We start from the raw sequence: 24681 nt of genomic DNA, 5'->3' as shown, positions 1-24681 counted from the left end.
GTGGTCGTCGGAATGTGCGTCCCCGCATGGTAACGAGACGCGCTGAGCGGAAGTGCCGCGGTCCAGGTCACAAGATCGCCGGGTGACGACGACCCGTCCCCTATATCCAGTATCGAGGGGAGAGTGTCCGTACGCCGCAAGAGCTGCGCTTGCGGCGGGTATGCCGGAAGCCGTCCTGGGACAGCCGCGGCCGGGCCCCGGCCCGGATGGGGGCGCCCCGGAGCGTCCGGGGCACGTACCCTCTTCTGTTGTGCCGAATCCCAACGAAGACACTCCCTCCGCCCTGAGCCAGGCGCAGCAGCGCGCGGTCACCGAGCTGCTGCGGGTGGCGCCGGTCGCCGACGATCTCGCCCGCCGATTCCGGGAGGCGGGGTTCTCCCTCGCCCTGGTCGGCGGGTCGGTGCGCGACGCACTGCTCGGCCGGCTCGGCAATGATCTGGACTTCACCACCGATGCCCGTCCCGAGGACGTGCTGAAGATCGTCCGGCCCTGGGCCGACGCGGTCTGGGAGGTGGGGATCGCCTTCGGCACCGTCGGCGCGCACAAGAGCGCACGGGTCGGGGACACCGACATGACCTTCCAGATCGAGATCACGACCTACCGGTCGGAGGCGTACGACCGCACCTCGCGCAAGCCCGAGGTGTCCTACGGCGACTCCATCGAGCAGGATCTGGTCCGCCGGGACTTCACGGTCAACGCGATGGCCGTGGCCCTGCCGGAGAAGGAGTTCATCGATCCGCACGGCGGCCTGGCGGACCTCGCGGCCCGTGTGCTGCGGACGCCGGGCACGCCGGAGGAGTCCTTCTCGGACGACCCGCTGCGGATGATGCGGGCCGCCCGGTTCGCCGCCCAGCTGGACTTCGAGGTCGCCCCCGAGGTCGTCGCCGCCATGACGGACATGGCCGGGCGCATCGAGATCGTCTCGGCGGAGCGGGTCCGGGACGAGCTGAACAAGCTGATCCTCTCCGACCACCCGCGCAAGGGGCTGACCCTGCTCGTCGACACCGGGCTCGCCGCCCGGGTGCTGCCCGAGCTGCCGGCGCTGCGTCTGGAGAGCGATGAGCACCACCGGCACAAGGACGTCTACGAGCACACGCTGATCGTTCTGGAACAGGCGATCGCGCTGGAGGAGAACGGCCCCGACCTCACGCTGCGGCTGGCCGCGCTGCTGCACGACATCGGCAAGCCGCGCACGCGCCGCTTCGAGAAGGACGGCCGGGTCTCCTTCCACCATCACGAGGTGGTCGGCGCCAAGATGACCAAGAAGCGCATGACCGCCCTGAAGTACTCCAACGAACTGGTGAAGGACGTCTCCCGGCTGGTCGAACTGCATCTGCGCTTCCACGGCTACGGCACCGGGGAGTGGACGGATTCGGCGGTCCGCCGCTACGTCCGTGACGCGGGCCCGCTGCTGGACCGCCTGCACAAGCTGACCCGCTCCGACTGCACCACCCGCAACAAGCGGAAGGCGGCCGCGCTGTCGCGGGCCTACGACGGCCTGGAGCAGCGCATCGCCCAGCTCCAGGAGCAGGAGGAGCTGGACTCGATCCGGCCGGACCTCGACGGCAACCAGATCATGGAGATTCTGGGCGTCGCTCCCGGCCCGGTGATCGGCAAGGCGTACAAGCACCTGCTGGAGCTGCGGCTGGAGAACGGCCCGATGGAGCATGACGCTGCGGTGGCCGCGCTCAAGGAGTGGTGGGCCGGACAGGAGTGAGGGGATCGGCCTGGCCGATGTTTCACGTGAAACATGCACCGGGCCGACCGCGCCGAGGGTCGATGTTTCACGTGAAACATCGACCCTCTTTTCGTCTCTCCGCTCCCCGGAGCAGCCGCTCGAAGTACGCCAGCAGCGCGGCGACGAACGCATAGATCACGGCGACCAGCACGACCAGCATCGGCGATCTGCCGTCCGGTGGAAGCATGAGGGCCGCCACACCGGCCGCGCCGACGAAGGCCACGTTGAAGAGGACGTCGTAGACGGAGAAGATCCGCCCGCGAAAGCCGTCGTCCACGCAGGACTGGACGATGGTGTCGGTGGCGATCTTGGCGCCCTGGGTGATCAGCCCCAGCACGAAGGCGGCGACGAGCAGCGGTGCGGTGGCGAACGGCAGCCCGAGCGCGGGCTCCAGCACCGCGGCCGCCGCCGAGCACACCATGATCCAACGGAGCGGTCCCAGTCGTCCCGCCGTCCAGGGGGTGACCGCGGCCGCCACGAAGAACCCGGCACCGGACAGGGCCAGCGCCAGACCGAGCAGCCGCAGCCCTTCCTCGGGGCCGGACGCGAGGGTGTAGCGGCACAGCATGAGCAGCAGGACGAGCAGCGCGCCGTAGCAGAAGCGCATCAGCGTCATCGAGGCCAGCGCCCAGGCCGCCTCCCTGCGCCGCGGGGCGGCCAGATGCCGGATGGCGGCGAGCAGATCGCGTGCCGTGTCGGCGAGCGCGGTCAGGAGGTGCGGTTGCAGCTGTTGCCGGTCGGGGCCGAGCAGGGCGGGCGCCATGCTCAGGGAGACCAGGCCCGCGCAGAGATACAGCAGGGCGCCCAGCAGCACCACCGCGGCGTCGGAGCCCGAGGACAGCAGCCGTACCCCGAAGGCGAGGCCGCCCCCGGCGGTCGCGGCGAGGGTGCCGGCCGTCGGGGACAGGGAGTTGGCGATCACCAGCCGCTCGGCGTCGACCACGCGGGGCAGGGCCGCGGACAGCCCGGCGAGGACAAAGCGGTTGACGGCCGTGACGCACAGCGCAGAGGCGTAGAAGAACCAGGCGGGGACATCGCCCGCCATCAGCGCGGCGGTGCCGACGGCCAGCAGGGCGCGGAGCAGATTGCCGTGGACGAACACCTGGCGGCGCCGCCAGCGGTCCAGCAGGACACCCGCGAAGGGGCCGACGAGTGAGTAGGGGAGCAGCAGCACCGCCATCGCCGAGGCGATCGCGGCCGCCGAGGTCTGCTTCTCCGGGGAGAAGACGACGTAGGCGGCGAGCGCGACCTGGTAGACGCCGTCGGCGCCCTGGGACAGCAGCCGGACGTACAGCAGGCGCCGGAAGTACCGCAGGCGCAGCAGGACGCGCAGATCACGGACGACGGGCATGGGGCACAGCCTCACACATGCGGAAGGTCCCCGGGCCGGGACCCGGGGACCTTCACAGCCCTGGCAGGAGCGATTTTGTACGAGCCGTTCCCCGTGGCGCGCCCTGCTCCGAGGAGCCCGCGCGCCACGCCGTCAGGCGGTGCCGAGCTTCAGCGCCCTGCGCCGTGCAGGGCTTGAGCGCCCTGCGCCGTGCCGGACTAGCGCTCGACGTCGCCGCGGATGAACTTCTCGACGTTCTCGCGGGCCTCGTCGTCGAAGTACTGCACCGGCGGGGACTTCATGAAGTACGAGGACGCGGAGAGGATCGGGCCGCCGATGCCGCGGTCCTTGGCGATCTTCGCTGCGCGCAGGGCGTCGATGATGACACCCGCGGAGTTCGGGGAGTCCCAGACCTCGAGCTTGTACTCCAGGTTCAGCGGTACGTCACCGAAGGCGCGGCCCTCGAGGCGGACGTAGGCCCACTTGCGGTCGTCCAGCCAGGCCACGTAGTCGGACGGACCGATGTGGACGTTCTTCTCACCGAGGTCCCGGTCGGGGATCTGGGAGGTGACGGCCTGCGTCTTGGAGATCTTCTTGGACTCCAGGCGCTCGCGCTCGAGCATGTTCTTGAAGTCCATGTTGCCGCCGACGTTCAGCTGCATCGTGCGGTCCAGGATGACACCGCGGTCCTCGAACAGCTTCGCCATGACGCGGTGCGTGATGGTGGCGCCGACCTGGGACTTGATGTCGTCACCGACGATCGGCACACCGGCCTCGGTGAACTTGTCCGCCCACTCCTTGGTACCGGCGATGAAGACCGGAAGGGCGTTGACGAAGGCGACCTTGGCGTCGATGGCGCACTGGGCGTAGAACTTCGCCGCGTCCTCGGAGCCGACCGGCAGGTAGCAGACCAGAACGTCGACCTGCTTGTCCTTCAGGACCTGGACGACGTCGACCGGCTCGGCCTCCGACTCCTCGATGGTCTGGCGGTAGTACTTGCCCAGACCGTCGAGGGTGTGGCCGCGCTGCACGGTGACGCCGCTGTTCGGCACGTCGCAGATCTTGATGGTGTTGTTCTCGGAGGCGCCGATCGCGTCCGCGAGGTCGAGACCGACCTTCTTGGCGTCCACGTCGAACGCGGCCACGAACTCGATGTCGCGCACGTGGTAGTCACCGAACTGCACGTGCATCAGGCCGGGCACCTTGGCCGCCGGGTCGGCGTCCTTGTAGTACTCGACTCCCTGCACCAGCGACGCGGCGCAGTTGCCCACGCCGACGATGGCTACGCGAACCGAACCCATTCCGGTTGCTCCCTGTGTGTACGAGTGAGGCCCTGACTGGGACTCACGTGGCGGTGTCGCCGGGCGTATCCGTCCGGGAAGTGCTCCCGCGACGGGGCAGGCCGCCCGTCGATCCAGTGGTGTTGTCCTGTTGAGCGGGCCCCCCGGACGCGGAACTTCTCAGGTCGCGTCCGGCTCGCTCGCTCTCGATGAGCTCGTTCAGCCAGCGCACTTCGCGCTCCACGGACTCCATCCCGTGGCGCTGGAGCTCGAGTGTGTAGTCGTCCAGGCGCTCCCGCGTCCGGGTCAGGGAGGCGCGCATCTTCTCCAGGCGCTCCTCCAGCCGGCTGCGCCGGCCCTCCAGCACGCGCATGCGCACATCGCGGGAGGTCTGCCCGAAGAAGGCGAACCGTGCGGCGAAGTGCTCGTCCTCGTACGCGTCGGGACCGGTCTGCGAGAGCAGTTCCTCGAAGTGCTCCTTACCTTCCGCCGTCAACCGGTAGACGATCTTGGCGCGGCGTCCGGCGAGGGGAGCGGCGAGGGCGTCCTCGTGGGTGTTGCCCGGTTCCTCCGTCAACCAGCCGTTCATGACCAGCGTCTTGAGGCAGGGATACAGGGTCCCGTAGCTGAAAGCGCGGAACACACCCAGGGACGTGTTGAGTCGTTTACGCAGCTCGTAACCGTGCATAGGGGACTCGCGCAGCAGGCCGAGCACGGCGAACTCGAGGATGCCGGAGCGCCGGCTCATCATCGCCTCCTCCCGGCCCGCGGCTCCCACCGCAGGTCTCCCAGTGCCGTCTCAGCGTCTTTATCTCGCGCTGATGTATCGACTCGATACATCACGACGATAGAACGGTGTCCCGCATGCGACAAGAGGGACGGTGGTGAACGGGATCACATAACCGATTCGTAGGAGGCAACTTGCCTGGTTTGCGGTGAACTTCGGGGCTCGGCGGGTTTTGGCGGTGCGTAGTCTGTGCGGCATGCAGACCACCGGGAACCATGCGACGCCTGGGGAGCGTCGTCGTCCCCGGTGCAGTACGGGTGAAATGCGCGACCGACCACATCCGTACGTCGGGGGGACCGGAAACCAGCCGCCAGTCCAGGCGCGCAAGGGTGCGCCTGCCCGAGGAGTAATCGTTCGATGAGCGAGCACCGTCGCAAACCGCCGCAGCCGCAGGGAGGCGGACGTGCCGCGGCCCGACGCGGCCAGCCCGGTTCGTCCCCCGGCCGCCGCGCGGCACCGCGAGGCGCCAGCGGATCGCCTGCCGACTCTCCGGGAGACGAGGGGCGGTCGTACGGCGGCCGTGCCGAGGCCCGGCGCGCGGCCCAGAGAAGCGGTGGCGGACGCCGCAGATCCGAACCCGGAGGCCGCCGCGGTGGTCCGGGCGGCCCGTCCGGACCCGGACGCGGCCGGGGGCGCACAGCTCCGCCCGGCAAGAAGCGGATCATCGACTATCCCCGCGCGGACAAGTACGGGTGGCGCCGGTGGGTGCCGTCCTGGAAGCTCGTGTCGGGCATGTTCATCGGCTTCATCGGCTGTCTGGTGGCCGTCGCCGGCATCGGGTACGCGATGGTGAGCGTCCCCGACGTGGCCAAGACCGCGCAGGCGCAGAACAACGTCTACTACTGGTCCGACGGATCGGTGATGGTCGCGACCGGCGGTGAGATCAACCGTCAGATCATCAACTACGAGGACATTCCCAAGGAGATGCGCTACGCCGTCATCTCCCAGGAGAACAAGACCTTCGAGACCGACAGCGGTGTGGACCCGACCGGCATCGCCCGCGCGGTCTTCAACATGGCGCGCGGCGGTCAGACCCAGGGTGGTTCGACGATCACCCAGCAGTACGTCAAGAACGCCATGCTCGACGACCAGTCGCAGACGCTCTCCCGCAAGTTCAAGGAGATCTTCGTCGCGATCAAGGTGGGTGCCACGGTGCCCAAGCCGAAGATCATGGCCGGTTATCTGAACTCGGCGTACTTCGGCCGCGGCGCCTACGGCATCCAGGCGGCCTCACGCGCGTACTTCAACATCGACGCCAAGAACCTCAATCCGGGCCAGTGCGCCTTCCTCGCGGCGATGCTGAAGGGCGCCACCTACTACGACCCGGCCGGCGCGACCTCGCTCGACCCCGCCGCCACGGCCCAGGCGAATCAGAAGCGCGCTCTCGGGCAGATGCAGGACACCCTCGACAAGATGGTCAAGTACGGCCATCTCAGCGCCGCCGAGCGGGACAAGTACCGAACGCTGCCGCACTGGCAGAACCCGCGGTCCAACAGCCGGCTCAGCGGTCAGATCGGTTACCTGGTCGACCTCGCCAAGTCGTACCTGATCAACAACAGCGACAAGACGCACATCACCGCGGACGATCTCCAGAAGGGCGGCTACCGGATCCACACGACCTTCGACAAGAAGAAGGTCAACGCGCTGGAAGCCGCCATCAAGAAGGTCCAGAAGGCGAACATCAAGCCCAAGGAACGTCCGAAGTACGACACCTACGTCCAGTTCGGCGGCGCCTCGGTCGACCCGTCCTCGGGTGCCATCAAGGCCATCTACGGCGGTGAGGACGCGACCAAGCACTTCACCGACAACGCCGACTCGACCGGTGCCCAGGTGGGTTCGACCTTCAAGCCGTTCGTGCTGGCCGCCGCGATGAAGTGGGGCGTGCGCGACCCGCACGGACCGCCGGACCAGGGCCTGGACCAGCGCACGATCGCCTCTCCCAACAGCCTGTACAGCGGCAAGAACAAGCTCAAGATCGAGAAATACGACCACACCGTCTGGACGGACAAGGACGGCAAGGAGTGGTTGCAGACCAACGACGGCGACGAGTCCGTCGGCAGCCCGCCGGACTACAAGATCGACCTCCGCGAGGCGATGCAGTTCTCGGTGAACTCCGCCTATGTGCAGCTCGGCATGGACGTGGGCCTGGACAAGGTCGAACAGTCCGCGCTGGCCGCGGGCCTGCTCAAGGGCAGTCTGGCCAGCTCCAGCTACCCGTCCTTCTCGATCGGCACCTCCGACCCGAGCGCCATCCGCATGGCCGGCGCCTATGGCACCTTCGCCAACAGCGGCAAGCAGAACGATCCGTACTCGGTCGAGAAGGTCGAGAGCAAGGACGGGGTCGTCTACACGCACGAGGTGAAGCCGAAGGAGGCCTACCCGGCGAACGTGGCGAACAACGTCACCGACGTCCTGCGGACCGTGGTCGACAAGGGCACGGGTACCAACGCCCAGCTGCCCGGCCGTGAGGTGGCCGGCAAGACCGGTACCACCGACGGCAACAAGTCGGCCTGGTTCGTCGGCTACACCCCGCAGCTGTCCACCGCGATCAGCATGTTCCGCCTGGACGACAACGCGAATAACAAGCAGCGCACGTTCCTGGAGATGTACGGAACGGGTGGCCAGAAGCAGATCCACGGCGCCTCGTTCCCGTCGGAGATCTTCCACGACTACATGACCCAGGCGCTTCAGGGGCAGCCGGCACTGACGTTCCCGACCCCCCAGCCCATCGGCCAGGTCGTGAACGCCGACCCGAGCCCGTCGCCGTCCCTGTCGACCGAGCCGAGCCCGTCCCCCAGCCCGTCGACGAGCCCGTCACCGAGCCCCAGCATCTCCCCGAGTCCGTCGAACAGCCAGAGCTGTGGCTTCTTCGGCTGCACGGACGGCGGCAACGGAAACGGTGGCGCCGACGGCAACGGTCCCGGCGGGGACGGCACCGGAGGCGTGGACGGCGGGCCGTCGTCCTCGACGTCCACCGACCCCGGCGCCGACGGAGGCACCCGAGGCAACGGGAACGGCAACGGCAACGGGAACGGAGGCACCCTCTGGGGAGGCGCGACGGGCTAGCCCGATCACTCCGACCGATTGGCGGCCGTATCGCCCGCCATGCCTGTTTCACGTGAAACATGGGCCGCCGCACTCACCAGGTGCGGCGGCCCTCCGCGTTTTCATGGACAGGTACGGCAGGATGTGGGACATGCCCAGCGCAGAGACGACACCTCCGGGCGTGTACGAGCCCGAGCCGGAGCGGCCCGCCCCACCGGAACCGGTGCGGCCGACCAGGGAGGACGAGGTCGCCGCGGCCGGCAGTGAGCTGGTCGGAGGCCCCATCGGGCGGTACGCCCTGCTCGGAACCTCCTGGTGGACGCCCGTGCGGGTCGTCGCACTCGTGGCGATCGGCATGTTCGCCCTGGGGCTGGTTCAGAAGGCGCCGTGCTACCACAGCGCCTGGTTCTTCGGCGCCAGCTCCCAGTACACCAAGGCCTGCTACTCCGACATCCCGCACCTCTACCAGGGCCGCGGCTTCGCCGATCACCTCGTGCCCTACTTCGACCGGCTCCCGGACGACCTCTCCGGCGGCATGGGGTATCTCGAATACCCCGTGCTGACCGGAGTGTTCATGCAGGTGGCCTCGTGGCTGACCCCGCACAGCGGCGGCATCCAGCACCAGGAGCAGTGGTACTGGTTCGTCAACGCCGCGCTGCTGATGGTCTGCACGGCCGTGCTCGCCGTCTGCGTGGCCCGCACCCACCGGCGGCGCCCCTGGGACGGCCTGCTGGTCGCCCTGGCGCCCGCCGCGGCGCTGACCGCCACCGTCAACTGGGACCTGCTGGCGGTGGCGCTGACGGCCACCGCGATGCTGATGTGGTCCCGCAGCCGCCCGGTCGCCTTCGGCGTCCTCCTGGGGCTCGCCACGGCCGCCAAGCTCTACCCGGTACTCCTGCTCGGCCCGCTGCTCGTGCTGTGCTGGCGGGCCGGCCGATGGCGGGAGTTCGGACAGGCCGTGGCGGGAACGGCGGTCGCCTGGCTGGTGGTGAACCTGCCGGTGATGCTGTTCGCCTATCCGGGCTGGTCGAAGTTCTACTCGTTCAGCCATGACCGGGGCGTCGACTTCGGCTCGATCTGGCTGATCTGGTCCCAGAACTCGGACCACCCGCCGAGCACCGACTTCGTGAACACCGCCGCCACCGTGCTGATGGTGCTGTGCTCCCTCGGTATCGCCGTGCTCACGTTCACCGCCCCGCGCCGGCCGCGCTTCGCCCAGCTGGCCTTCCTGATCGTGGCGGTCTTCGTCCTCACCAACAAGGTCTACTCGCCGCAGTACGTGCTCTGGCTGGTGCCGTTGGCGGCCCTCGCCCGGCCCAAGTGGCGGGACTTCCTGATCTGGCAGGCCTGCGAGGTGGCGTACTTCCTCGGTATCTGGATGTACCTCGCCTACACGACCAGCGGAGACGCCCACAAGGGGCTGCCGACGCACGGCTACCAGTGGGCGATCGCGGTGCACCTGCTCGGCACGCTGTACCTGTGCGCTCTCGTCGTCCGCGACATCCTCATGCCGGAGCGGGACGTGGTGCGCCGGTCCGGGGACGACGACCCCTCGGGCGGGGTGCTCGACGGGGCGGAGGACGTCTTCGCGTTCGCCGCGGTGGCCCCGCCGCCCCGGCACGCCGGCCGGCCCGAGGCGCCTCAGGTGGAGTGGGGCAGGCCGGAATCGGCGTCCCCGCCGGGCCGTTCGCTGTGAGCGAACGCCTCGGCTGAACCGCCCACGCGGCTTCGCCCCGAGGCGGGGACCGAGGGCATGAAGAAGGCCGTACACGGAGCTCCGTGTACGGCCTTCCCGCTGTTGTCGGCCGGCGCTGTGGACCGGCGGGCCGGAGGCCGGTGTCAGCAGTCCACGATGCGGTCGAACTGCGTGGTGGTGTGCCGCAGATGGGCCACCAGCTCGTCGCCGACCTTGGGCTCCGGGGCGTCCGAGGGGACGAACAGGATCGACACCTGCATGTGCGGGGGCTCGGCGAACCAGCGCTGCTTGCCGCCCCAGACGAACGGGGAGAGGTTCCGGTTGACCGTGGCGAGACCGGCGCGGGCGACGCCCTTGGCACGCGGCATGACGCCGTGCAGCGCCTTCGGGGCCTCCAGGCCCACCCCGTGCGACGTACCGCCCGCCACGACCACCAGGAAGCCGTCGGAGGCCGCCTTCTGCTGCCGGTAGCCGAACCGGTCGCCCTTGGTCACCCGTGTGACGTCCAGGACGGCACCGCGGTACTGGGTCGCCTCGTGGTCCCCCAGCCACAGCCGCGTGCCGATGCGGGCGCGGAACCGGGTCTGCGGGAACTGCTGCTGGAGCCGGACGAGTTCGTCGGCCTTGAGGTGGCTGACGAACATCGTGTGCAGCGGCAGCCGGGCCGCGCGCAGCCGGTCCATCCAGCCGATGACCTCCTCGACGGCGTCCGAGCCGTCGGTGCGGTCCAGCGGCAGATGGATGGCGAAGCCCTCCAGACGCACGTTCTCTATGGCCTGGTGCAGCTGCGGCAGGTCCTGCTCGCTGATGCCGTGCCGCTTCATCGAGGACATCACCTCGATGACGACACGGGCGCCCACCAGGCCGTACACGCCGTCGATCGAGGAGACCGAACGCACGACCCGGTCGGGCAGCGGCACCGGCTCCTCGCCGCGCCGGTAGGGCGTCAGCACCAGCAGGTCGCCGCCGAAGTAGTCCTTGATGCGCGCGGCCTCGTACGTGGTGCCGACGGCGAGCAGGTCCGAGCCGAGCCGGGTGGCCTCCTCCGAGAGCCGTTCGTGCCCGAAGCCGTAGCCGTTGCCCTTGCAGACCGGGACCAGGCCCGGGAACTGCTCCTGCACGTGCTTGTGGTGCGCCCGCCAGCGCGCGGTGTCGACGTAGAGCGTGAGCGCCATGGCCGGACCCGGACCCTTTCTCGTGGCTGAGGTGTATCGGGGGTGTGAGTGCTGTGCACCCTATGGAATCAAACGCCGGCGGCTCAGCGGCGCGACATGTAGATGTCGAGCGCCTTGTGGAGCAGCTTGTTCAGCGGGAAGTCCCATTCGCCGAGGTACTCGGCGGCCTGTCCGCCCGTGCCGACCTTGAACTGGATCAGGCCGAACAGGTGGTCCGACTCGTCCAGCGAGTCGGAGATGCCGCGCAGGTCGTAGACGGTGGCCCCGAGCGCGTAGGCGTCGCGCAGCATGCGCCACTGCATCGCGTTCGACGGCCGGACCTCGCGGCCGATGTTGTCGGAGGCGCCGTAGGAGTACCAGACGTGCCCGCCGACGATCAGCATGGTGGCCGCGGACAGGTTCACGCCGTTGTGCCGGGCGAAGTACAGCCGCATGCGGTTGGGGTCCTCGGTGTTGAGGGCCGTCCACATGCGCTGGAAGTACGACAGCGGGCGCGGCCGGAAGTGGTCGCGCACGGCCGTGATCTCGTACAGCCGCTGCCACTCGGCGAGGTCCTGGTAGCCGCCCTGGACGACCTCGACGCCGGCCTTCTCGGCCTTCTTGATGTTGCGCCGCCACAGCTGGTTGAAGTTCTTGTGGACCTCTTCCAGGGAGCGGTTCGCCAACGGCACCTGGTAGACGTAGCGCGGCTGGACGTCGCCGAAGCCCGCGCCGCCGTCCTCGCCCTGCTGCCAGCCCATGCGGCGCAGCTTGTCGGCGACCTCGAAGGCACGCGGCTCGATGTAGTCGGCCTCCAGGTCGCGCAGGCGCTTGACGTCCGGGTCCTGGATGCCCTTCTTGATCGTCTCGGCGTTCCAGCGCCGGATGATCACCGGCGGGCCCATCTTCACGGAGAAGGCGCCCTGCTGCTTCAGGTGCGCGAGCATCGGCTGGATCCAGTCGTCCAGGTTCGGCGCGAACCAGTTGATGACCGGACCCTCGGGCAGATAGGCGAGGTAGCGCTTGATCTTGGGCAGCTGGCGGTAGAGCACCAGGCCCACGCCGACCAGGTGACCGGTGCGCTCGTCGAACCAGCCGAGGCTCTCCGAGCGCCACTCCGCCTTCACGTCGGCCCAGGCCGGGACCTGCATGTGGCTCGCCGACGGCAGGCTCTGGATGAATGCCAGATGCTGCTCTCGGCTGATGGTCCTCAGGGTCAGGCTCATGTCGGGGCGCTCCTCGGGCTGGTGTGTCCCCATGGGTACAGGGGCTCCGGCTCTCGCGCCGAAGCCTACTGCGCCCGCTGAGCGCCCCGATGGGGCGGACGGCTTAGAAGGGGCCGCCCGCGCGGGACGGCCCGCACGGAGATCGTCTTCGCGAAGGCCGCTCCGGGAGGGTCCGGGTCGTCAGAGTCGTCAGAAGAGGCCGCCGAACAGCCCGCCGTGCGCCATGCCGATCAGCAGGCCGACGCCCGAGGCGCCGAGGCCCAGGATCAGTCCGAAGCGCTCGCGTGTGGTCACCGAGACCCACTGCCCGTACGCGCCGGTGAAGATGCCGACCAGGCCGGCCCAGGACGTGAGCAGGTGCAGGCCGGGGAAGAACGAGGTGATGAAGGACAGCAGGCCCAGGACCAGCGTCACGGCCATCAGGATGTCCGGGAGCGGATGGGTCTTGCCGTCGCTGGCGAACAGGGATCCGGCGGTGTTGGGCTGCAAAGCCTGTGCCATGGGACACCTCCTGCGGAAGGCGGCGCATCGTAGCGCCGTACACACCCGACGTGTACAGATTGTCGGCCCTCACGGCCGGATTTCAACCGGAAGCGGGTGTGCGGGTAGTCTGTACCGTCTGCACCGGTGTCTGCCCGGATCCGCGGCGGGGAATCCTCGCGGAGCCCTGATCGTCAGCGCAAACCCCTGATTGTCAGTGTCGGCCGATACCGTTGCGAACGCATTCGACCCTCCTGCCACGGAACGACCGTGGCCGCTGAGTCCAAAGGAGGTGGGTTCCACATGCGTCACTACGAGGTGATGGTCATCCTCGACCCCGATCTCGAGGAGCGTGCTGTCTCCCCGCTGATCGAGAACTTCATGTCCGTCGTCCGTGATGGCGGCGGCAAGGTGGAGAAGGTCGACACCTGGGGCCGTCGTCGTCTCGCCTACGAGATCAAGAAGAAGCCCGAGGGCATCTACTCGGTCATCGACCTGCAGGCCGAGCCTGCGGTCGTCAAGGAACTCGACCGTCAGATGAACCTGAACGAGTCGGTCCTCCGGACCAAGGTGCTCCGTCCCGAGATGCACTGAGCTCCGGCTCAGCTGATCCCGGGATTCGAGTAGCAGCAAGCAGCCAGCAGCAAACCCGCCGAGAGGTTCCCCCATGGCAGGCGAGACCGTCATCACGGTCATCGGCAATCTTGTCGACGACCCCGAGCTGCGCTTCACCCCGTCCGGTGCGGCGGTCGCGAAGTTCCGCGTCGCGTCCACTCCCCGCACCTTCGACCGCCAGACCAACGAGTGGAAGGACGGCGAGAGCCTGTTCCTGACCTGCTCGGTCTGGCGCCAGGCGGCGGAGAACGTCGCCGAGTCGCTCCAGCGAGGCATGCGCGTGATCGTGCAGGGCCGGCTGAAGCAGCGGTCCTACGAGGACCGTGAGGGCGTCAAGCGCACGGTCTACGAGCTGGATGTCGACGAGGTCGGCCCCAGCCTGCGCAACGCCACGGCCAAGGTCACCAAGACCTCCGGCGGTGCCGGCGGCCGCGGTGGCCAGGGTGGTTACGGCGGCGGTGGCGGCCAGCAGGGCGGCGGCTGGGGCGGTGGCTCCGGTGGCGGCCAGCAGGGCGGCGCTCCCGCCGACGACCCCTGGGCGACCGGCGCTCCCGCCGGTGGCAACCAGGGTGGCGGCGGCTGGGGCGGTGGCTCCGGCGGCAGCGGTGGCGGCGGCTACTCGGACGAGCCTCCTTTCTAGGGCTCGTATCCCAAACTTCTTGATCACACAGGAGAGACACCATGGCGAAGCCGCCTGTGCGCAAGCCTAAGAAGAAGGTCTGCGCTTTCTGCAAGGACAAGGTCACGTACGTGGACTACAAGGACACGAACATGCTGCGGAAGTTCATTTCCGACCGCGGCAAGATCCGTGCCCGCCGCGTGACCGGCAACTGCACGCAGCACCAGCGTGACGTCGCCACGGCCGTGAAGAACAGCCGTGAGATGGCGCTGCTGCCCTACACGTCCACCGCGCGATAAGGGAAGGGTGACCGACTCATGAAGATCATCCTCACCCACGAGGTCTCCGGCCTCGGTGCCGCCGGCGACGTTGTCGACGTCAAGGACGGCTACGCTCGCAACTACCTGATCCCGCGGAAGTTCGCTATCCGCTGGACCAAGGGTGGCGAGAAGGACGTCGCGCAGATCCGTCGTGCGCGCAAGATCCACGAGATCCAGACCATCGAGCAGGCCAACCAGGTCAAGGCCCAGCTCGAGGGCGTGAAGGTCCGTCTGGCCGTTCGCTCCGGCGACGCCGGTCGTCTCTTCGGTTCCGTCACCCCGGCCGACATCGCGTCCGCGATCAAGGCTTCCGGTGGCCCCGAGGTCGACAAGCGCCGCATCGAGCTGGGCGCCCCGATCAAGACCCTGGGCTCCCACGAGACGTCCGTGCGTCTGCACCCCGAGGTGGCCGCCAAGGTCGCCATTGAGGTCGTCTCGGCGTGACCCAGCGCTCGATCTGAGCAGCTGAGAGAGGGGCCGTACCCTTCGGGGGTACGGCCCCTCTTCCATGCCCGGCGCGTCCCGCGGGGCGCCCGGCGCATGTTTCACGTGAAACAGTCAGCGGACCGTGCCGGCCATCGGACCCTGTCGGCCATCGGGTCGTGCCGGTCAGCGGGTCGCGCCGGTCACGAGCCAGCGGCCCGAGCGGCTGCGCCACCAGAGGGTGGCCATGCGGACGGTCATCATCAGTGTCATCGCGGCCCAGACCGCGGTCAGCCCACCGCCGAGCGCCGGAACGAGCAGGGCCGCCGGTACGAACACCGCCAGGGTCACCAGCATCGCCCCGGCCAGGTACGCTCCGTCGCCCGCACCCATCAGCACCCCGTCCAGGACGAAGACGATCCCGCAGACGGGCTGCGACAACGCCACGACCAGCAGTGCGGGTAGCGCCGTGGCCGTGACTGCCGGGTCGCTGGTGAACAGCGGCAGGAGGAGCGGCCGGGTGGCGACGACCAGCAGTCCGAGTACGACCCCGGTGGCGATGCCCCATTGGACCATCCGCCGGCAGGCCGCGCGGGCGCCCTCGGCGTCGTCCGCGCCGAGGTAGCGGCCGATGATGGCCTGCCCCGCGATCGCGATGGCGTCGAGCGCGAAGGCCAGCAGGTTCCACAAGGACAGGATGATCTGGTGGGCGGCGATGTCCGCGTCCCCGAGACGGGCCGCGACCGTGGTGGCGATCATGAGGATCGCGCGCAGCGACAGGGTGCGGACCAGAAGCGGGACACCGGCCTGTGCCGAGGCCCGGATCCCGGCCGCGTCCGGGCGCAGGGACGCTCCGTGCCGGCGGGCGCCGCGTACCACCACGGTCAGATAGACGGCCACCATGGCGCACTGCGCGATGACCGTGCCCCACGCGGAACCGGCGATGCCCAGACCGGCGCCGTAGACCAGGCTCACATTGAGGGCGGCGTTGGCGATGAATCCGGCGACGGCGACATAGAGCGGCGTCTTGGTGTCCTGGAGACCGCGGAGCACTCCGGTGGCGGCGAGCACCATGAGCATGGCCGGGATGCCCAGGGAAGAGATGCGCAGATAGGTCGTGGCATAGGGGGCCGCCGTGGTGGAGGCGCCGAAGAGGTCCACGATGCGGGGCGCCAGGGGGAGGACGACGGCGATGACGGCGACCCCGAGCAGGAGCGCGAGCCAGATGCCGTCCATGCCCTGGCGGATGGCGCCCTGGCGATCGCCCGCGCCCACCCGGCGGGCCACGGCGGCCGTGGTGGCGTAGGCGAGGAAGACGAAGACGCTCACGGCGGTGGTGAGGAGGGCGGAGGCGACGCCGAGACCGGCGAGCTGGGCGGTACCGAGGTGGCCGACAATGGCACTGTCCGCCATGACGAAGAGAGGCTCGGCGACGAGCGCGCCGAAGGCCGGGACGGCCAGCGCGACGATCTCTCGGTCGTGCCGCCGGCGGGTGGCCTCGGGGATCTCGGGAGCCTGGGTCATGGGCGCTAATGTAATCGTCCACAGGTAAGAGATGCAATTGCACTGTGACCCTTACTTGTGATCCTGGCCGCCGTCCGCTCGCGCACCGTTCGAACCGATCTTGGTCCGACCGGGAAAGTTTTTCTTCTGCACAGCCGGTGGACGCCGAAACCGCAGGTCAGGGGCGTGGCATTGTGGAGATCGAGGGCTTGTTCACAGGGCTGTCCACCGGGTCGTGCACAGGTTTCGGCGAGTTCTCCACAGCATCGGGGCCGTCGTCCACATGGCCTGTGGATAACCAGATTGGCTGACGGTGCCGCGGGGCCTACCGTTGTCCGGCGCCCGCTCCTTCTCCGGGCCCCGGCAGGCCATGCCTCCGGAGCTTCGGAAACGGCACAAAACCGACGTGCCTTGAGCGGAGTTGGGCCTCTCGATTTGTCAGTGTCGTGCCGTACAAAAGAGGACACGGCGAGGTCCGCCGTGTGACGGGAGGAGGTGGCTCGGTGAGCATTTCCGAGCCCTTGGACGATCCGTGGGCCGACAGCGGACCCAGTGATCGTCTGCCGGCCTCCCGTCGGCGACCCGAGGGCGGCCGGGGTCGTGACGAACAGCACGACCGGGGCCGGGACAACTCCGGCTGGGACGGCGGCGGTTCCTCCTTCGAGCGGGTGCCCCCGCAGGACCTCGACGCCGAGCAGTCGGTGCTCGGCGGCATGCTGCTCTCCAAGGACGCCATCGCCGACGTCGTCGAGATCCTCAAGGGCCACGACTTCTACAAGCCCGCGCACGAGACGATCTACCAGGCGATCCTGGACGTCTACGCCAAGGGCGAGCCGGCCGACCCGATCACCATCGCCGCGGAACTCACCAAGCGCGGCGAGATCAACAAGGTCGGCGGCGCCGCGTATCTGCACAGTCTCGTCCAGACCGTGCCGACGGCGGCCAACGCCGAGTACTACGCGGAGATCGTCCACGAGCGCGCCGTACTGCGCCGCCTGGTCGAGGCCGGCACGCGGATCACGCAGATGGGATACGCGGCCGACGGCGACGTCGACGAGATCGTCAACAGCGCCCAGGCCGAGATCTACGCCGTCACCGAGCAGCGCACCAGCGAGGACTATCTGCCGCTGGGCGACATCATGGAGGGCGCGCTCGACGAGATCGAGGCGATCGGCTCGCGCAGCGGCGAGATGACCGGGGTGCCCACCGGGTTCACCGACTTCGACTCGCTCACCAACGGGCTGCACCCCGGTCAGATGATCGTCATTGCGGCCCGCCCCGCGATGGGTAAGTCGACGCTCGCGCTGGACTTCGCGCGGGCCGCGTCGATCAAGCACAACCTGCCGAGCGTCATCTTCTCCCTCGAAATGGGGCGCAACGAGATCGCGATGCGCCTGCTGTCCGCCGAGGCCCGCGTCGCGCTGCACCACATGCGCTCCGGCACGATGACCGACGAGGACTGGACCCGGCTCGCCCGCCGGATGCCGGACGTCTCCGCCGCCCCGCTCTACATCGACGACTCCCCGAACCTGTCGATGATGGAGATCCGGGCCAAGTGCCGCCGCCTGAAGCAGCGCAACGATCTGAAGCTCGTCGTCATCGACTACCTCCAGCTGATGCAGTCCGGCGGCTCCAAGCGCGCCGAGAGCCGTCAGCAGGAGGTCTCGGACATGTCCCGTAACCTCAAGCTCCTCGCCAAGGAGCTGGAGATCCCGGTCATCGCGCTGTCCCAGCTGAACCGTGGCCCCGAACAGCGCACCGACAAGAAGCCGATGGTCTCCGACCTGCGTGAGTCCGGCTCGATCGAGCAGGACGCCGACATGGTCATCCTGCTGCACCGCGAGGACGCCTACGAGAAGGAGTCCCCCCGCGCCGGCGAGGCCGACCTGATCGTCGCCAAGCACCGTAACGGCCCCACCGCCACCATCACGGTCGCCTTCCAGGGCCACTACTCGCGCTTCGTGGACATGGCACAGACCTGACCGGCGTATGTAGGTTCCCTCTCCGATGTCGCTTGGTCTCAAGTTCCGGTCGGGGAGAGCGCGGCGTACATGTACGGCTTTTCGGGGGAGCCGCCGGAAGAGCTCGAACCAGGTGACCCGCTTCCCGAAGGCTGCCGGTGGAGCTGGCAGCTTTCCCTCACTGATCGCTTTTCCGTACGAGGACGCGAACGGCCCGTTCGGGACGGGTCGCATGGACTTCTTCGAGGGACAGCGTTGATGGGCTGCTCTGTCTAGATGAGTGCTGTCCCGAGAGTGTCCACGTCGTTCTACATAAGACGATCTTGGGCAGCCTCGTTCTCGTCTGCGCAGGCACCCCTTGGGCCACACCATCAGGAGGAGCAGTGTCATACCCGCAACCGCTCACCCCCGAGGAGCAACTCGCCCACGCGAAGAAGCAGCTGAGCCTCCCGCGTATCGTCGTGATCTGCGGCTCCACCCGTTTCATGACGGAGATGACCGAGGCCGATCTGCGGGAGACCGAAGCCGGAAAGATTGTCGTCAAGCCGGGTTGCGACATGAAGTCGCCGCATGAACTTTGGTCCGATCCCGTCGAGGCCAAGGCGCTGAAGGTTCGACTCGACGATCTGCACCGGGCGAAGATCCGGCTCGCTGATGAGGTACTCGTAGTCGGCGACTACATCGGAGACAGCACCCGAGCCGAAATCGCCTACGCCCGCGCGCTGGGCAAGCCCGTGCGGTTCACGCACCCCGAAGTCGTCCCCGACGCCTGACCCTCCAACCCAAACCCTCCGCAAGCACCACTTGGAATTGCCCCCCAGCCCGTGCGTGGTTTCGATGGTTCATACGGAAGGGGCCGCTGGGGGTGGGGGGAAGGCGTCTGGTTTTACTTCGCGGTCGACATGGATGGCTGGGTCACCAGGCAAGTCGAACTCCAAGTCCAGCTGACCTCTCGGCTCCGCGGAGGCCCTGGAAATGATCGGTGCCACCGACCCCGAACGGTTGCTGATCACCGGTCCGACGGAGAACATGCCGAGCGTCCCGATCTGGACCCGCGGCCGCCTGACCCTGGTCGGGGGCGCGGCTCATGGTCCGTCCCCGGACACGGCACATGCGGCGGAAATGGATTCGACGCCCGGCGTTCCAGCAGGTGGACTGGGGGGATGACGACTTCACAGGATGCGCTGCTTCCGGGTACGCGGCGCGCGTTGCTGCACAGGATCGCCGTCGCGCAGAGCGAGGGGCGGGCGCCGTCGTTGGTCGCCGCGGTGGTGCGGGACGGGCGGGCCGTGTGGCACGGGGCGCGGAGTTCGGTGGACGGGCAGGCGCCGGACGAGAACGTGCAGTACCGGATCGGGTCGATCACCAAGACCTTCACGGCCGTACTGGTGCTGCGGTTGCGCGACGAGGGCCTGCTCGACCTCGGCGATCCGCTGGACAAGCATCTGCCGGGCACCGGCGTGGGGGAAGCCACGATCGCCGAACTGCTCGCGCACACGTCCGGAGTGGCGGCCGAGTCGCCCGGTCCCTGGTGGGAGCGGACGCCGGGCTCACTGCGGCCCGAGCTCCGCGATGTGCTCGGCGAACAGCCCCTGCTGCACCCCGTCGGCCGCCGGCACCACTACTCCAACCCCGGCTACACACTGCTCGGCGCGCTGGTGGAGGAACTGCGCGGCGCCCCCTGGGAAGAGGTGCTGCACCGGGAGATCCTCGAACCGCTCGGCCTGCACCGGACCACTACTCAGCCACAGGCCCCGTACGCGGGTGGCTGGGCGGTGCACCCGTGGGCCGACGCCCTGCTGCCGGAGCCGGTGGAGGACCTCGGCCGGATGGCGTCCGCGGGCCAGCTGTGGTCCACCACGGGCGACCTGGCGAAGTTCGCGGTGTTCCTGACCCGCGGGGACGACCGGGTCCTCGGCGCGGAGTCGGTGCGCGAGATGCGGACCCCGGCGGCGCCGGCCGAGGCCGCCGATGTGGTGGACGGGGTCACCTACGGCCTCGGCATGCAGCTCCATTCCCGTGACGGGCGGCTGCTGGTCGGCCACTCCGGCTCGCTGCCCGGCTTCCTGGCGAACCTCACCATCAGCGTGGAGGACGACGTGGCCGCGGTGGTGCTCGCCAACTGCACTAGTGGGCCGTCCCTGGGCGCGGTGGGCGACGACCTCGTACGGATCGTCGCCGAGGCGGAGCCCCGCATCCCCGAGCCCTGGCGTCCGCTGCGTGAGGTCGACCCGGCGGTGCTGGAGCTGGCCGGGCAGTGGTACTGGGGGACCGGCGCCTTCGGCCTGCGGGTGACGGCCGACGGCCTCATCTCGCTCGGCCCGCTGACCGGCGGCGGTCGCCGGTCCCGCTTCCGGTCGAACGGCGACGGCACCTGGACGGGACTGGAGGGTTACTACGCCGGGGAGCTGCTGCGGCCCGTGCGGCGATCGGACGGGTCCCTGAGCCACCTCGACCTCGGCTCGTTCGTGTTCACCCGGCAGCCGTACGACCCCGAGGTTCCGGTTCCTGGCGGCGTGGACCCGCAGGGGTGGCGAGGCGTCAAGTAGGACGACAGCAGGAGGGGTTGCGCCGCAGGGTCGCATGTTTCACGTGAAACATGCGGTGCAACCCCTCTGTGCTGTCCCGCTCTCCGTCATCGGAGCGAACGTCAAAGGCGCAGCTTGAAGCCCTCGTGTGAGGCGGTGAACCCGAGCCGCTCGTAGAAGCGGTGGGCGTCGGGACGCTTCTTGTCGGACGTCAGCTGCACCAGCACGCAGTCGAGTCGCCGGGCCGTGTCGATGGCCCACTGGATCAGCTCGGTGCCCAGTCCGCTGCCGCGTTCGTCGGCGTGGATGCGAACCGCCTCGATGAGCGCACGGGTCGCGCCCCGGTGGGACAGTCCGGGGATGATCGTGAGCTGGAGGGTACCGATCACCCGGCCGTCGCGCACAGCGACGACGAGGTGCTGGTTCGGATCCGCCTTCAGCCGCTTCAGCGCCGCCCGGTACGGGGTCAGATCGTCGGGAGACTCCCGCTGCGCACCCAGTGGATCGTCGGTGAGCATCGCGACGATCGCCGGGAGGTCGCCGGCGGACGCGGCCCGTATCTCGAGATCAGCCATGCCCGCACCCTACGCGGGGACGCTCAACGACTCCACGGCCTGTACCAGCGGCGCCAGTTCGGGGTTCTCGGAGGCGTCGTCCAGGGCCTCGCGCAGGGCGCCGTCATTGGTGGGGCGCGCCTCCTCAAGGAGCCGCAGTCCGGCCTCGGTGACGTTGGTGTAGATGCCGCGCCGGTCGGTGGGGCACAGATAGCGCTCCAGCAGACCGCGGTCCTCCAGGCGGGTCACCAGGCGCGTGGTGGCGCTCTGGCTGAGTACGACCGCCTCGGCGACCTGCTTCATCTGGAGGTGCCCTCCCTCGCCGTCGTGCTGCCGGCTCAGCACGTCGAGCAGCGAGTACTCGCGCACGCTGAGGTCGTGCTTCGCCTGGAGGGCGCGCTCGATGTGCGCCTCGATCTTTCCGTGCAGCGCAGAGAGGGCGCACCAGCCCTGGGCGAGGGCGGTGAGCGCGGGGTCCGTCGCTGTCATGGTGTTCTCCTCCGTCTCGGAGCGGTTGCTCCTAGCGTAGTCCACTCTCCGCAATATCCAGCGCTTGCATTTAAACCGCGTCTGCAAGTATTGTCATTGCTCGTAAAGCGCTCACGCAATCGTCTGGGAAGGTGTACCCCACATGCCTCTCGCGCTTCTGGCCCTCGCGATCGGGGCCTTCGGAATCGGCACCACCGAGTTCGTGATCATGGGCTTGCTGCCCGAGGTCGCAGGCGACTTCGGCGTCTCCATCCCCACGGCCGGCCTGCTCGTGACCGGCTACGCGCTCGGCGTGGCCATCGGGGCCCCGCTGATGACCGTGCTCGGCACCAAGATCCCGCGCAAGCGGATGCTGATGCTGCTGATGGGCCTTTTCATCGCCGGAAACCTGCTGTCCGCCCTCGCCCCCGCGTTCGCGGTCGTGGTGATTGGACGGGTGGTCGCCTCGTTCTCCCACGGCGCCTTCTTCGGCATCGGTTCGGTCGTCGCGGCCGAGCTGGTCGCGCCCCAGAAGAAGGCCGGCGCCATCGCCATGATGTTCACCGGTCTGACGGTCGCCAATGTCGTCGGCGTCCCGATGGGCACGCTGATCGGCCAGCACGCCGGCTGGCGTGTGACCTTCGCGGTGGTGGCCGCGCTCGGTGTCGTCGGCCTCGCCGGCGTCGCCAAACTCGTGCCCGACCTGCCCCGGCCCGAGGGCGTCCACCTGCGCCACGAGCTGGCCGCCTTCAAGAATGCCCAGGTCCTGCTCGCCATGGCGATGACCGTCCTCGGCTTCGGCGGCGTCTTCGCGGCCGTCACCTACATCGCGCCGATGATGACCCATGTCACCGGCTTCGCCGACAGCTCGGTCACCTGGCTGCTGGTCCTGTTCGGACTCGGCATGGTCGGCGGCAACCTCGTCGGCGGCAGGTTCGCGGACCGCGCCCTGATGCCCATGCTCTACATCTCGCTCGGCGCCCTGGCCGTCGTCCTCGCCCTCTTCACCCTGACCGCCCACAACAAGATCGCGGCCGCCGTGACCATCGCCCTGATCGGCGCCCTCGGCTTCGCCACCGTCCCGCCGCTGCAGAAGCGCGTCCTCGACCACGCCCACGGCGCCCCGACGCTCGCTTCGGCCGTGAACATCGGCGCCTTCAACCTGGGCAACGCCCTCTCCGCCTGGCTCGGCGGTCTGGTGATCTCGGCCGGCCTCGGCTACACGGCCCCCAACTGGGTCGGCGCCGCGCTCGCCGCGGCCGCCCTGGTCCTGGCCGTCCTCTCGGCCGCCCTGGAGCGCCGCGACGCTCCGCACGGCAGCACCGTGGCCGCCTCCGGCGCGCCCGCCGAGCGGCACACCGCCGTCCACCACTGAGCCACCCGGACCAGGGCCCGCCCACCCGCACCGCACCACGGCCCGCAGCAACCGCACCACCGTGCCCGCAGCCACCGAACCACTGCTCGCGGTCACCAAACCACGGCTCGCGGCCACCGCACCGAACCGCTGTGCGGCCCCCCGCACAGCGACACCCCCACAGCACCACCGAGGAGAACCTTCCATGACCACCACCGCCGTCGCCCCGCTCACCACCGAGGACGCCGAACTGCTCGTCGCCACGGCCCGCCGGGCGGCCGAGGAGGCGGGAGTCACCGTCAGCGTCACCGTCCTGGACGCCGGCGGCCATCTGCTCGCCTTCCGCCGGGACGACCAGGCAGTGCTGATCTCCGGCGAGACCAGCACCCGCAAGGCCTACACCGCGCTCCAGCTGAACGCCCCCACGGCCGACCTGGTCGACGCCGTCCAGCCCGGCGGCCTCTTCCACACCCTGCCCACGGCCCTCGACCGGCCGCTGCTGTTCATCGCGGGCGGAGTCCCCGTCCACCGCGACGGCCGGCTGATCGGCGCGGTCGGTGTCGGCGGCGGCACCCCGCAGCAGGACCATGGCTTCGCCGCCGCGGCCGTAGGGGCCCTCGCCTGATCACACCGTCCGCAACCGGCAGGCCCCGCCGCTTCGAGCGACGGGGCCTGCCGGTGTCGTACGACGTCTCAGCCGGCGGCGACCGTCAGCGGGGCGAACCGGCGCGTCCAGTCGCCCGGAAGCTCGGGGATGCCGTAGGTCATCACGGAGTTGTACGTCACCGAGGCCAGGCCCCGAGCCTTGGCCCAGGCCCGCAGGTCCTCGTGGCGTACGTCGATGTCGGTGCGCAGGGGGCGGTCCGTGCCGGCCGCCAGCGAGGCGATGAGCGCCTGTGCGGTCTCCGTGTCGCGGGCGATCAGCGGGCCGACGACATGGGTGTCCATGGTGGGCCACGCGGCCGCGTATCCGGTGATCCGGCCGTCCTCCTCGGCCACCCGCAGCTGGTCCGCGAAGGCGGGCAGCCGCGCGATGAGCGGTGTCCGGTCGGCGCCGAACACCTCCTCGTCCAGCCGCAGCATCGCGGGGAGATCCTCCGCGGTGGCGGCCCGCGTCTTCATCCCGAGGTCCGGGCCGCCGGGGGTGAAACGACCCCTGAGCATCTCCGCCCGTCCCGTCACCTTGAAGCCCAGCTCCTCGTACAGGGGACGGCCGCTCTCCGTGGCGTACAGGGTCAGCGGGGTGCCGTCCATGACGGACACCACATGCCGCATCAAGCGGCGTCCGACACCCCGGCGGGCGTGGCGCTCGGCGACCAGGACCATGCCGACGGCGCCGAGCTCGGGCCGCCCCCAGGAGCCGTACTCGGTGATGACGCACGCGGCGACGAGACCGCCCTGCGGGTCGTCGATACCGAAGCCCCGGCCAGCGGTGAGGAGGAAGCCCCACTTGTGTTCTTCGCGTGGCCACCCCCGGTCCTCGGACAGGTCGGCGCAGGCAGTGAGATCGCGCAGCGTCAGACGACGGATGGGCAGTGCGTCGAGGGAAGGAGTTGGCACGCACGTCAGGCTGTCCGAAGCAACCCCCCGGCGTCCATCG

General features: G+C 69.2%; 22 protein-coding genes. 12 read left to right on the top strand and 10 right to left on the bottom strand.

Features of this window, described 5'->3' with window-relative positions; all coding sequences use genetic code 11:
- Nucleotides 1-250 precede the first annotated feature (250 nt).
- Nucleotides 251-1717, top strand: a complete 1467-nt coding sequence (locus AC069R_RS09060; RefSeq protein WP_478765838.1) for a CCA tRNA nucleotidyltransferase — start codon at nt 251-253, stop codon at nt 1715-1717.
- Nucleotides 1718-1784: 67 nt separating this feature from the next.
- On the opposite strand, the gene AC069R_RS09055 is transcribed toward AC069R_RS09060, so the two are convergent.
- The 3 genes from AC069R_RS09055 to AC069R_RS09045 all read right to left on the bottom strand — a co-directional run bounded on the left by AC069R_RS09055 (nt 1785) and on the right by AC069R_RS09045 (nt 5096).
- Complete coding sequence (locus AC069R_RS09055) at nt 1785-3089, bottom strand: MFS transporter (RefSeq protein ID WP_478765837.1); 1305 nt, start codon at nt 3087-3089, stop codon at nt 1785-1787.
- Between the two features lie 197 nt (nt 3090-3286).
- Nucleotides 3287-4369, bottom strand: a complete 1083-nt coding sequence (locus AC069R_RS09050; protein ID WP_397985062.1) for an inositol-3-phosphate synthase — start codon at nt 4367-4369, stop codon at nt 3287-3289.
- A gap of 43 nt (nt 4370-4412) precedes the next feature.
- Nucleotides 4413-5096 (bottom strand): PadR family transcriptional regulator, encoded by a 684-nt coding sequence (locus tag AC069R_RS09045; protein ID WP_397987243.1) that lies wholly within the window; start codon nt 5094-5096, stop codon nt 4413-4415.
- Between the two features lie 396 nt (nt 5097-5492).
- Between AC069R_RS09045 and AC069R_RS09040 the strand changes: the two genes are divergently transcribed.
- Both AC069R_RS09040 and AC069R_RS09035 read left to right on the top strand, forming a co-directional pair.
- The gene (locus AC069R_RS09040; protein WP_478765834.1) at nt 5493-8201 is read left to right on the top strand and encodes a transglycosylase domain-containing protein; all 2709 of its coding nucleotides are present in this window, start codon (nt 5493-5495) and stop codon (nt 8199-8201) included.
- Nucleotides 8202-8331: 130 nt separating this feature from the next.
- Complete coding sequence (locus AC069R_RS09035; RefSeq protein ID WP_478765832.1) at nt 8332-9876, top strand: glycosyltransferase family 87 protein; 1545 nt, start codon at nt 8332-8334, stop codon at nt 9874-9876.
- A 143-nt stretch (nt 9877-10019) separates the two neighbouring features.
- Here the strand turns inward: AC069R_RS09035 and AC069R_RS09030 are convergent, their stop codons facing one another.
- The 3 genes from AC069R_RS09030 to AC069R_RS09020 all read right to left on the bottom strand — a co-directional run bounded on the left by AC069R_RS09030 (nt 10020) and on the right by AC069R_RS09020 (nt 12757).
- Nucleotides 10020-11051, bottom strand: a complete 1032-nt coding sequence (locus AC069R_RS09030) for an alanine racemase (protein ID WP_397985065.1) — start codon at nt 11049-11051, stop codon at nt 10020-10022.
- A gap of 83 nt (nt 11052-11134) precedes the next feature.
- A complete protein-coding gene (gene femX, locus AC069R_RS09025) occupies nt 11135-12256 on the bottom strand; it encodes a peptidoglycan bridge formation glycyltransferase FemX (RefSeq protein WP_471062351.1) in 1122 nt (373 codons plus the stop codon).
- Nucleotides 12257-12445: 189 nt separating this feature from the next.
- A complete protein-coding gene (locus AC069R_RS09020) occupies nt 12446-12757 on the bottom strand; it encodes a hypothetical protein (RefSeq protein WP_397985067.1) in 312 nt (103 codons plus the stop codon).
- Nucleotides 12758-13039: 282 nt separating this feature from the next.
- Here AC069R_RS09020 and rpsF point away from each other — a divergent pair, with 282 nt between their 5' ends.
- The 4 genes from rpsF to rplI all read left to right on the top strand — a co-directional run bounded on the left by rpsF (nt 13040) and on the right by rplI (nt 14734).
- A complete protein-coding gene (rpsF, locus tag AC069R_RS09015) occupies nt 13040-13330 on the top strand; it encodes a 30S ribosomal protein S6 (protein WP_037650441.1) in 291 nt (96 codons plus the stop codon).
- Nucleotides 13331-13403: 73 nt separating this feature from the next.
- Entirely contained in the window at nt 13404-13991 is a 588-nt protein-coding gene (locus AC069R_RS09010) for a single-stranded DNA-binding protein (RefSeq protein WP_478765828.1), read from the top strand.
- A gap of 41 nt (nt 13992-14032) precedes the next feature.
- Nucleotides 14033-14269: a 30S ribosomal protein S18 gene (gene rpsR, locus AC069R_RS09005; RefSeq protein ID WP_003949403.1), complete on the top strand. Its 237-nt coding sequence runs from the start codon at nt 14033-14035 to the stop codon at nt 14267-14269.
- An 18-nt stretch (nt 14270-14287) separates the two neighbouring features.
- Nucleotides 14288-14734 carry a 50S ribosomal protein L9 gene (gene rplI, locus AC069R_RS09000; RefSeq protein WP_397985069.1) on the top strand — a complete coding sequence of 149 codons (447 nt, stop codon included), beginning with the start codon at nt 14288-14290 and terminating at the stop codon, nt 14732-14734.
- Between the two features lie 165 nt (nt 14735-14899).
- Here the strand turns inward: rplI and AC069R_RS08995 are convergent, their stop codons facing one another.
- Nucleotides 14900-16237, bottom strand: a complete 1338-nt coding sequence (locus AC069R_RS08995) for an MATE family efflux transporter (RefSeq protein WP_478765824.1) — start codon at nt 16235-16237, stop codon at nt 14900-14902.
- A gap of 482 nt (nt 16238-16719) precedes the next feature.
- Between AC069R_RS08995 and dnaB the strand changes: the two genes are divergently transcribed.
- The 3 genes from dnaB (at nt 16720) to AC069R_RS08980 (ending at nt 20726) form a co-directional block, all read left to right on the top strand.
- Nucleotides 16720-18198 (top strand): replicative DNA helicase, encoded by a 1479-nt coding sequence (gene dnaB / locus AC069R_RS08990; RefSeq protein ID WP_397985071.1) that lies wholly within the window; start codon nt 16720-16722, stop codon nt 18196-18198.
- Nucleotides 18199-18560: 362 nt separating this feature from the next.
- Nucleotides 18561-18950, top strand: coding sequence for a hypothetical protein (locus tag AC069R_RS08985; RefSeq protein WP_478765821.1), 390 nt, complete (start codon nt 18561-18563; stop codon nt 18948-18950).
- Nucleotides 18951-19340: 390 nt separating this feature from the next.
- On the top strand, nt 19341-20726 hold the full coding sequence (locus AC069R_RS08980; protein WP_478765819.1) for a serine hydrolase domain-containing protein: 1386 nt from the start codon (nt 19341-19343) through the stop codon (nt 20724-20726).
- A gap of 101 nt (nt 20727-20827) precedes the next feature.
- Here AC069R_RS08980 and AC069R_RS08975 read toward each other — a convergent pair whose 3' ends face one another.
- Together AC069R_RS08975 and AC069R_RS08970 are read right to left on the bottom strand one after the other, a co-directional pair.
- Complete coding sequence (locus AC069R_RS08975) at nt 20828-21280, bottom strand: GNAT family N-acetyltransferase (RefSeq protein WP_478765817.1); 453 nt, start codon at nt 21278-21280, stop codon at nt 20828-20830.
- 9 nt (nt 21281-21289) lie between these two features.
- A complete protein-coding gene (locus tag AC069R_RS08970; RefSeq protein WP_478765815.1) occupies nt 21290-21748 on the bottom strand; it encodes a MarR family winged helix-turn-helix transcriptional regulator in 459 nt (152 codons plus the stop codon).
- Between the two features lie 142 nt (nt 21749-21890).
- Between AC069R_RS08970 and AC069R_RS08965 the strand changes: the two genes are divergently transcribed.
- The gene (locus tag AC069R_RS08965) at nt 21891-23102 is read left to right on the top strand and encodes an MFS transporter (protein WP_478765813.1); all 1212 of its coding nucleotides are present in this window, start codon (nt 21891-21893) and stop codon (nt 23100-23102) included.
- Nucleotides 23103-23286: 184 nt separating this feature from the next.
- The gene (locus tag AC069R_RS08960) at nt 23287-23706 is read left to right on the top strand and encodes a GlcG/HbpS family heme-binding protein (RefSeq protein WP_478765811.1); all 420 of its coding nucleotides are present in this window, start codon (nt 23287-23289) and stop codon (nt 23704-23706) included.
- A gap of 68 nt (nt 23707-23774) precedes the next feature.
- On the opposite strand, the gene AC069R_RS08955 is transcribed toward AC069R_RS08960, so the two are convergent.
- Entirely contained in the window at nt 23775-24641 is an 867-nt protein-coding gene (locus AC069R_RS08955; protein WP_478765809.1) for a GNAT family N-acetyltransferase, read from the bottom strand.
- Between the last annotated feature and the right edge of the window lie 40 nt (nt 24642-24681).

Source organism: Streptomyces sp. NPDC043952 (assembly GCF_056435325.1).
This window is presented reverse-complemented; position numbering and strand designations above follow the sequence as displayed.

Coding starts and splice junctions, on each gene's coding strand:
- AC069R_RS08975 (WP_478765817.1), bottom strand. CDS start 21,280: ATGGCTGATCTCGAGATACGGGCCGCGTCCGCCGGCGACCTCCCGGCG.
- rpsF (WP_037650441.1), top strand. CDS start 13,040: ATGCGTCACTACGAGGTGATGGTCATCCTCGACCCCGATCTCGAGGAG.
- AC069R_RS09040 (WP_478765834.1), top strand. CDS start 5,493: ATGAGCGAGCACCGTCGCAAACCGCCGCAGCCGCAGGGAGGCGGACGT.
- AC069R_RS08980 (WP_478765819.1), top strand. CDS start 19,341: ATGACGACTTCACAGGATGCGCTGCTTCCGGGTACGCGGCGCGCGTTG.
- AC069R_RS09030 (WP_397985065.1), bottom strand. CDS start 11,051: ATGGCGCTCACGCTCTACGTCGACACCGCGCGCTGGCGGGCGCACCAC.
- AC069R_RS09010 (WP_478765828.1), top strand. CDS start 13,404: ATGGCAGGCGAGACCGTCATCACGGTCATCGGCAATCTTGTCGACGAC.
- AC069R_RS08960 (WP_478765811.1), top strand. CDS start 23,287: ATGACCACCACCGCCGTCGCCCCGCTCACCACCGAGGACGCCGAACTG.
- AC069R_RS08970 (WP_478765815.1), bottom strand. CDS start 21,748: ATGACAGCGACGGACCCCGCGCTCACCGCCCTCGCCCAGGGCTGGTGC.
- femX (WP_471062351.1), bottom strand. CDS start 12,256: ATGAGCCTGACCCTGAGGACCATCAGCCGAGAGCAGCATCTGGCATTC.
- AC069R_RS09035 (WP_478765832.1), top strand. CDS start 8,332: ATGCCCAGCGCAGAGACGACACCTCCGGGCGTGTACGAGCCCGAGCCG.
- AC069R_RS09050 (WP_397985062.1), bottom strand. CDS start 4,369: ATGGGTTCGGTTCGCGTAGCCATCGTCGGCGTGGGCAACTGCGCCGCG.
- rpsR (WP_003949403.1), top strand. CDS start 14,033: ATGGCGAAGCCGCCTGTGCGCAAGCCTAAGAAGAAGGTCTGCGCTTTC.
- AC069R_RS09045 (WP_397987243.1), bottom strand. CDS start 5,096: ATGAGCCGGCGCTCCGGCATCCTCGAGTTCGCCGTGCTCGGCCTGCTG.
- AC069R_RS09020 (WP_397985067.1), bottom strand. CDS start 12,757: ATGGCACAGGCTTTGCAGCCCAACACCGCCGGATCCCTGTTCGCCAGC.
- AC069R_RS09055 (WP_478765837.1), bottom strand. CDS start 3,089: ATGCCCGTCGTCCGTGATCTGCGCGTCCTGCTGCGCCTGCGGTACTTC.
- rplI (WP_397985069.1), top strand. CDS start 14,288: ATGAAGATCATCCTCACCCACGAGGTCTCCGGCCTCGGTGCCGCCGGC.
- AC069R_RS08995 (WP_478765824.1), bottom strand. CDS start 16,237: ATGACCCAGGCTCCCGAGATCCCCGAGGCCACCCGCCGGCGGCACGAC.
- AC069R_RS08965 (WP_478765813.1), top strand. CDS start 21,891: ATGCCTCTCGCGCTTCTGGCCCTCGCGATCGGGGCCTTCGGAATCGGC.